Annotated in this window: 8 protein-coding genes; 1 reads left to right on the forward strand and 7 read right to left on the reverse strand. The window is 33.8% G+C overall.

Features of this window, described 5'->3' with window-relative positions; all coding sequences use genetic code 11:
• The first annotated feature begins 11 nt into the window (after positions 1-11).
• A complete protein-coding gene (locus ACN0WY_RS07465) occupies positions 12-497 on the forward strand; it encodes a hypothetical protein (protein ID WP_417799968.1) in 486 nt (161 codons plus the stop codon).
• 83 nt (positions 498-580) lie between these two features.
• Here the strand turns inward: ACN0WY_RS07465 and arsM are convergent, their stop codons facing one another.
• The 7 genes from arsM to ACN0WY_RS07500 all read right to left on the reverse strand — a co-directional run bounded on the left by arsM (position 581) and on the right by ACN0WY_RS07500 (position 6,041).
• On the reverse strand, positions 581-1,549 hold the full coding sequence (gene arsM / locus ACN0WY_RS07470; protein WP_417799969.1) for an arsenosugar biosynthesis arsenite methyltransferase ArsM: 969 nt from the start codon (positions 1,547-1,549) through the stop codon (positions 581-583).
• A gap of 90 nt (positions 1,550-1,639) precedes the next feature.
• A complete protein-coding gene (locus ACN0WY_RS07475; RefSeq protein WP_417799970.1) occupies positions 1,640-2,455 on the reverse strand; it encodes a purine-nucleoside phosphorylase in 816 nt (271 codons plus the stop codon).
• 48 nt (positions 2,456-2,503) lie between these two features.
• The gene (locus ACN0WY_RS07480) at positions 2,504-3,106 is read right to left on the reverse strand and encodes a TIGR04282 family arsenosugar biosynthesis glycosyltransferase (RefSeq protein ID WP_417799971.1); all 603 of its coding nucleotides are present in this window, start codon (positions 3,104-3,106) and stop codon (positions 2,504-2,506) included.
• Positions 3,099-3,542 carry a rhodanese-like domain-containing protein gene (locus ACN0WY_RS07485; protein WP_417799972.1) on the reverse strand — a complete coding sequence of 148 codons (444 nt, stop codon included), beginning with the start codon at positions 3,540-3,542 and terminating at the stop codon, positions 3,099-3,101. Before ACN0WY_RS07485 ends, ACN0WY_RS07480 begins: the two co-directional genes overlap by 8 nt.
• 224 nt (positions 3,543-3,766) lie before the next feature.
• Positions 3,767-4,822, reverse strand: coding sequence for an arsenosugar biosynthesis radical SAM (seleno)protein ArsS (arsS, locus tag ACN0WY_RS07490; RefSeq protein ID WP_417799973.1), 1,056 nt, complete (start codon positions 4,820-4,822; stop codon positions 3,767-3,769).
• A gap of 102 nt (positions 4,823-4,924) precedes the next feature.
• Positions 4,925-5,260, reverse strand: a complete 336-nt coding sequence (locus ACN0WY_RS07495; protein ID WP_330487894.1) for an arsenosugar biosynthesis-associated peroxidase-like protein — start codon at positions 5,258-5,260, stop codon at positions 4,925-4,927.
• A 73-nt stretch (positions 5,261-5,333) separates the two neighbouring features.
• Positions 5,334-6,041: a DUF547 domain-containing protein gene (locus tag ACN0WY_RS07500; RefSeq protein WP_417799974.1), complete on the reverse strand. Its 708-nt coding sequence runs from the start codon at positions 6,039-6,041 to the stop codon at positions 5,334-5,336.
• Between the last annotated feature and the right edge of the window lie 281 nt (positions 6,042-6,322).

Here is a 6,322-nt window from a genome sequence, read left to right on the forward strand (position 1 = left end):
TTAATGATCACATGAAAAACAAACTGTTAATTTATTTGTTGTTATTCCCTGTAGTGGTATTATCCCAGAGGTTTCCGAGTCCACCCAGTACTGCTCAAATCAATAATATTGTGTCACAGCAACATCAGATGATGATGCAACAACAACAAATGATGCGAATGTTGCAAAGAAACTATGAAACAGATCAACAAAAGTTAGCGAAAGCTAAAGGGAAGAAAGTAAAAATTGAGTATAAGATTCGTACTCTTAAAAACGAATTGTCAGCCACAAGAGAAGATCTCAGTTTATTGCAAGGTTCTGACATGAAGTTGAATAAGCAACAACAAAAGAGAAAGAAAAAACTGCTTAAAACTTTAGCAAAAATGAATGGTAAAATTGCTAAAAATACTGAGAGGCTGCGAAGTATTAATAGTGATATCGCCAAATTAGAAACACAAATAGAAGAAACTTCTCAGGAAATTGAAAAAGAAAATAAGAAAACAAAAAACTCAAAATAACACTGGAAAAAGTAAATGTATTTGAGAAACGTAAAGCTAAAAAGCCTTACAGGTTTCAAAACCTGTAAGGCTTTTTTAGTTGTTTAACAACATCCACCACCGTCGTAATGATAGGTAGATTCTGAGAAAAATATATCGTCTCTTCCCAACGCTTTTAAAGCTGCGGCTGTTTTATCGCAAATCGCTAAAGGTTGGTTTTTTAATAAGGTATGTCCTTCGCCATCATCAAAATAGTCTTCATTACCAAAGTAAATGGCAGCTTTTCCTGTAAAAATACAAGGTCCGTCAGCAGGCATCGGATCTTTAATAGCAGCTACTTCAATCGATTCGATATAAATCAATTCATCCGTAGGATAATTCTTAGGATCTAAAATTCTGTATGGTTTACGCGCTCTAATTTCAATGGTTCCAAAACCAGCGTCGGTTAACATCTTTACATATTCCGCAATCGGTAAACTTCCACTTAAACACAAGGCACGCAAACGTTCGTCGTTACGTAAGGTTTCGTTCATAGGTTGCTCACAGGTTGGATCACTCATTACCAAACGCCCGTGAGGTTTTAACACGCGATACATTTCAGCAATGGCTTTTTTCAGTTCTTCAGCTTTAAAAATGTTAAACAAACAGTTTTGAGCAGCCACATCAATCGAATTATCTTCTACCGGTAAGTGTAAAGCATCACCTTTGCGTAAATCGACAAACTCACTTTTAAACCAATCGTTTTGCGCTTCGGCTTCCAAAAAATTCTTTTGAGAAGCTTCCAACATTTCATCTACCACATCAATTCCTATCACACCGTTTTTCTGACGTGAGAAATACGCAAACTGCAACAATTCCATTCCGCCACCCACACCTACATATAATATTTTAGGATTGTTGGTTAAATCGCGTGCATGTACGGTAGAACCACATCCGTAGTTCATTTCTTGCATGATTTTTGGAATTTTTAATCCTGGTAACTCCCAAATAGGGTTTGTGGTACAGCATAAACCAACATCAGGGGTTAAGGCTGCTTCTTTATATACATTTTTGGTGGTTTCTAAGTAACTCATATTTTTAAGATAAAAGACCGCTATGCTATTAGGTAAAAGAATAAAAACTTGTATTGTTTGTCTTGATTCTTAAGTATAATAGTCTTGCTTCTATAAATTAGTAATCAATTCTTTAAATAGCGTAATCATTTTAGGCTCTGCTTTTCCGGCAACTTCAATGATTTCGCTAATATTTACAGGGTGTAAATTTTTAGGGTCGCACTCATCGGTTAATACAGAAACGGCTGCACACGGAATATTGAGTTGTTTTGCCACGATAACTTCAGGTACCGTGCTCATTCCCACCGCATCTACTTCTAAAATTTGTAACATTCTGTATTCAGCTCTGGTTTCCAATTGCGGACCTACAACACTTGCATATACACCTTCTTTCAGGTCTATGTCGCTCGCTTTGGCAATAGCTTTTAGTTGAGTGTTTAATTTTTTTGAATACGGTTCTAGCATATCGGCAAAAATATTTCCAAATTCATTAGCTCCTTTAAAGGCAAGGGGAGAGCCTCCTTGTAAATTCAAGTGATCTTCTAATAACATCAAATCTCCTTTTTTATAAGAAAGGTTGATAGCACCTGCAGCATTAGAAACTAACAAAGTTTGAATACCTAATGCGTGCATGGTTCTAATACCATAGGTTACTTCCCATAAATTATATCCTTCGTACATATGAAAACGCCCAGACATAATCACCACTTTTTTACCCGATAGGGTTCCGTAAATTAACTTTCCGGAGTGAAACTCTACAGTTGCTTGTGGAAAGTGTGGAATATCAGCATACGAAACTTCTTGTTCAATGCTAATTTCATCAACTAATTTTCCTAACCCTGTTCCTAAAACAATTCCTATTTCTGGGTGGGTAATTCCTTTGTGTTGAAGAAATTCTTGTGTTTCCTGTAGTTGTTGTTTTTTCATAATTTATATTGAAAAGACCCTTCGACTGCGCTCAGGGTGATATAATGCTTAGTTTAAAAATTGATTGAATATAGGAATGTTTTTGATATCGTCAAAAACATCTACATCATTTAAGGTTTCCAACAAATGTACGGTTTCGTTTTGTAAATCGTTTAAGGTATCTTTTCTAACGGTTGAGGTTCCCCAGTTTTTATGTTGAAAAACGGTAGCATGGAGTTTTTTCATGCCTAATAGGTAATAACCGCCATCTTCTGCTGGTCCTATAACGACATCGTTTGAGTTGAGTTTCTCAAAAGCTTCGTTAATATGTTTGGAAGTTATATCAGGTAAATCACTACCAATAATTACAATTTTTTCATATCCAGAAGAAAATGCTTGTTGAAAAGCATTGTACATTCGCATACCTAAATCACTTCCTTCTTGTTGATGCTTTTGATATGTGGTAGCATCCCAAATATCATTTTCACGAATTTTTACTGAATAATATACGGCTTTGTCACAAGATAAATTTTGGGTGACTTGTTTTGTGTGTGCTAATAAGAATTTATAAATATTTAAGGCAGCTTCGTCTCCAATTGTTTTAGCTAAACGTGTTTTTACTTTACCTAATTCAGGGTTTCTGGTAAAGATTAATAATAAGTTTTTACTCATAAATCTTTTCTCCTTTATGTAACCATTTACTCCATTCTTTATTGAAAGCATGGACTTTTTCTGTTGGGTTGTTTTGTAGATTAACGATTGTGTTTCCTTGGTTTTTCCACTCAAAGATCCCGCCATATAGGTTAAAGACGTTGATGTAACCTTCTTTATGTAATTTTTCAGCAACCTCTTCTGACCGAATACCTAACGAGCAATACACCATAATTTTAGTGTTTTTATTCTTCGGAAGTTTTGCTAAGGTATTTTCTAAGTTGAAAAAATCATAGCCAACACACATCGCGTTTTTAAGATGACTAACTTCAAACTCTTTGGGTTCTCTAGCGTCTAGTATAATTATGCCGTCACCTTGAGCGGAGTCGAAAGGCTTTTCTTTTTGTAGTTCACTAACAGAAATATACGGAACACTTTCAGTGTTATATTTTTTCAATAACTGTTGTAGGTTTTTTTGCGAAAAAGAATTTACGGATACTAAAAATATGAGAAAGATGAGGTTTTTCATGTTTAAAGATATTCAACGGTGTTTGATAAAATCTATAGAGAATTAAAGTGATTACATCTCGATACAATTTTTCTTCCAAAATATCAGAAAAATCACTCGATGTGACATTATTTTACTTTTACATTATTACATTGTTTCGTTAATTCATTGAACTAGGCTACGGTTCCTTGACAACTACTTCCTGCACCAGCAGTACAACCATAACAGTGTTGATTGATGATAATATTTCTGTTTTGCAACAATGCTTCGTTGTATTCAGAAATGTGTTGGGACTTACTAGCTACTTTCAAATTTAGCATTTGATTGAAATCGCAATCGTATAAATATCCGTCCCAACTTACTGATAATGTATTGGTACACATTACATTTTCTACTGCCATCGGATTGTAGGCGTCTACTAACGAATACATATAATCTTCGTAGTTTTCAGAAGCAATTAGATAATCTAAAAATCGACTGATAGGTAAATTGGTAATGGCAAATAAACTGTTGAATGAGATTCCGAAATCTTCATCTAAAGCTTTTTTAAAATCGTTTTCTAAGGCAACCTGATCTCCTGGTAAGAAAGCTCCTGACGGATTGTAGACTAAATCTAGTTGTAAACCAGTTCCTTCAATTCCATAACCTACAGCATTTAACATTTTTAAAGCTTCGATAGATTTATCGAAAACACCATCACCACGTTGTTTATCGGTTTTTCCACGCGTCCAGTGAGGCATAGAAGAAACTACATGTACATTGTGTTTTTTAAAGAACTCGGGTAAATCGTAATATTTTTTATTCGCTCTGATGATTGTTAAGTTAGAGCGCACAATAAAATCTTTAATTCCTGCTTTGGAAGCTTCTTCGACAAACCATCGAAAGTTCGGATTCATTTCAGGTGCGCCACCCGTTAAATCTAAGGTATGTGCTCCAGTCTTTCGAATCACTTCTAAACACTGTTTCATGGTTTCTAAGGTCATGATTTCTTTTCGGTCAGGACCCGCATCTACATGGCAATGTGCGCAAACTTGATTGCACATATATCCTAAATTAATTTGAAGAATTTCTAATTTTTTAGGACGCAATGGAAACTGATTGGTTTCTTTGAGTTTTTGGGCAAACGTAGGCAATTCACCATCAGCAAAAATTCCGTTTGATAAGATTTCAAGCTGACGTTGCGTGTTTGCCAAATCGTTATTTCTAGATTTTAAAGATTTTTTCATCATCCTTCCTATAAAGCTGAAATAAGTTCAGCTTTTCATCATTTTTAGTATTTAATATCCTTCGACTAGTTCCTAGTGTACTTTCAATCAAAATTGGTTCTCTGCTTACATTTCTAATTTATTGACTTTGTTCATCATTTGAACTCCGTGTACTAAGGTTGCTCCACTTTTAATAGCGGCTCCAACGTGGATTGCTTCCATCATTTCTTCTTTGGTAATGCCGCGCTGTAATCCGTCTTTGGTATAGGCATCAATACAATAAGGACATTGTTCAGTATGTGCAACAGCCAAGGCGATTAAGCTTTTTTCACGTGCGGTTAAAGCTCCATCCTCAAATACTTTTCCGTAATAATCAAAAAACTTGTTTCCAAGTTCTTCACTCCACTCTGTTATTTTGCCAAACTTACGTAAGTCGGCAGGATCGTAATATGTTTTTGACATGCTTCTTTGTTTCTATTAAAAAAGTAAAAATACCAAATTGTTTTCACTGCTGTTATACAAAAGTGTAATGAGATTACTTCCCATTTAATGACCAATCGTATTTTAAATAACCAATCTTAGCTTTTTGATTGATGTTTACATCTGAATATTGATTCAGAAAGTTGATTAAGTCTCCTTCTTTTGTAAAATCTCCTTTGAACCATTCGAATATTTTAGATAGTAGAACGTTATTTTCTGAAATTTTATTTCTAGAGGAGTCGTTAATAAACCTTTTCATTAAAAGAGTAGTTTTTGATTCATAATTTTTTTCTGTAAATGCATAATTTGGTAGTTTAGGGCAAGAAACTGAAGCGCAATTTACGGCCACATGAATTTTAGGGTCACTATATTTTTTACGTAAAATCTCGTGTTCAATTTGATTTAAGGTGTATGTTTTTCCTCCAACTTTAGCAAAAGGTATTTCCCAAGCATTTTTACCGTTCTTTTTAATATTCATAATGCTTTTAAGAGGGTAATTATCTAAAATCAATTTGATGGTATAAGCATTATATGCATTAGCCCAAAAGGCTTTGGCTTTTGAAGCTGACCAGGATTTTTGTGGTTTCGTGTTGGCTAACTCATTTAAATAGGCTTTAAGTTGTGTTTCGTCTTGTTTAAACCCTTTATAGTTAACGTTTCCTTTAGTATTTACATGTTTTTTTAGTAACGCATCAAAAGTGTTGGTTTGAGCGGTAGAGTTTAGAAAAAAAGCTAAACTTAACAGTAAAAAGATATTTCGCATGATTTTCGATTTTGAAGTTTAGACGTAGGTTTTGAGGGGACATTACAAAAGAAAAAGTTATTATTGAAAATGACCTATTTATTAAGGTAAACCATATAGGTGAGGTTATTTTATAGATAATTTTTAAAACTGTATGTTTTTCTTATAAGAATATAATACATTTGTCCTGCTATAGAAATTTTTAAAAAAAACTGCTATTAATTATTCTTAAAATTTTTATTAAATAGGACAGTATTAGTATTGTTTTTAAACTAAACTATTTTAAAATTACGATTTAATGT

Origin of the sequence: Tenacibaculum sp., assembly GCF_048269885.1 — a bacterium.
Taxonomy (GTDB): Bacteria; Bacteroidota; Bacteroidia; order Flavobacteriales; family Flavobacteriaceae; genus Polaribacter.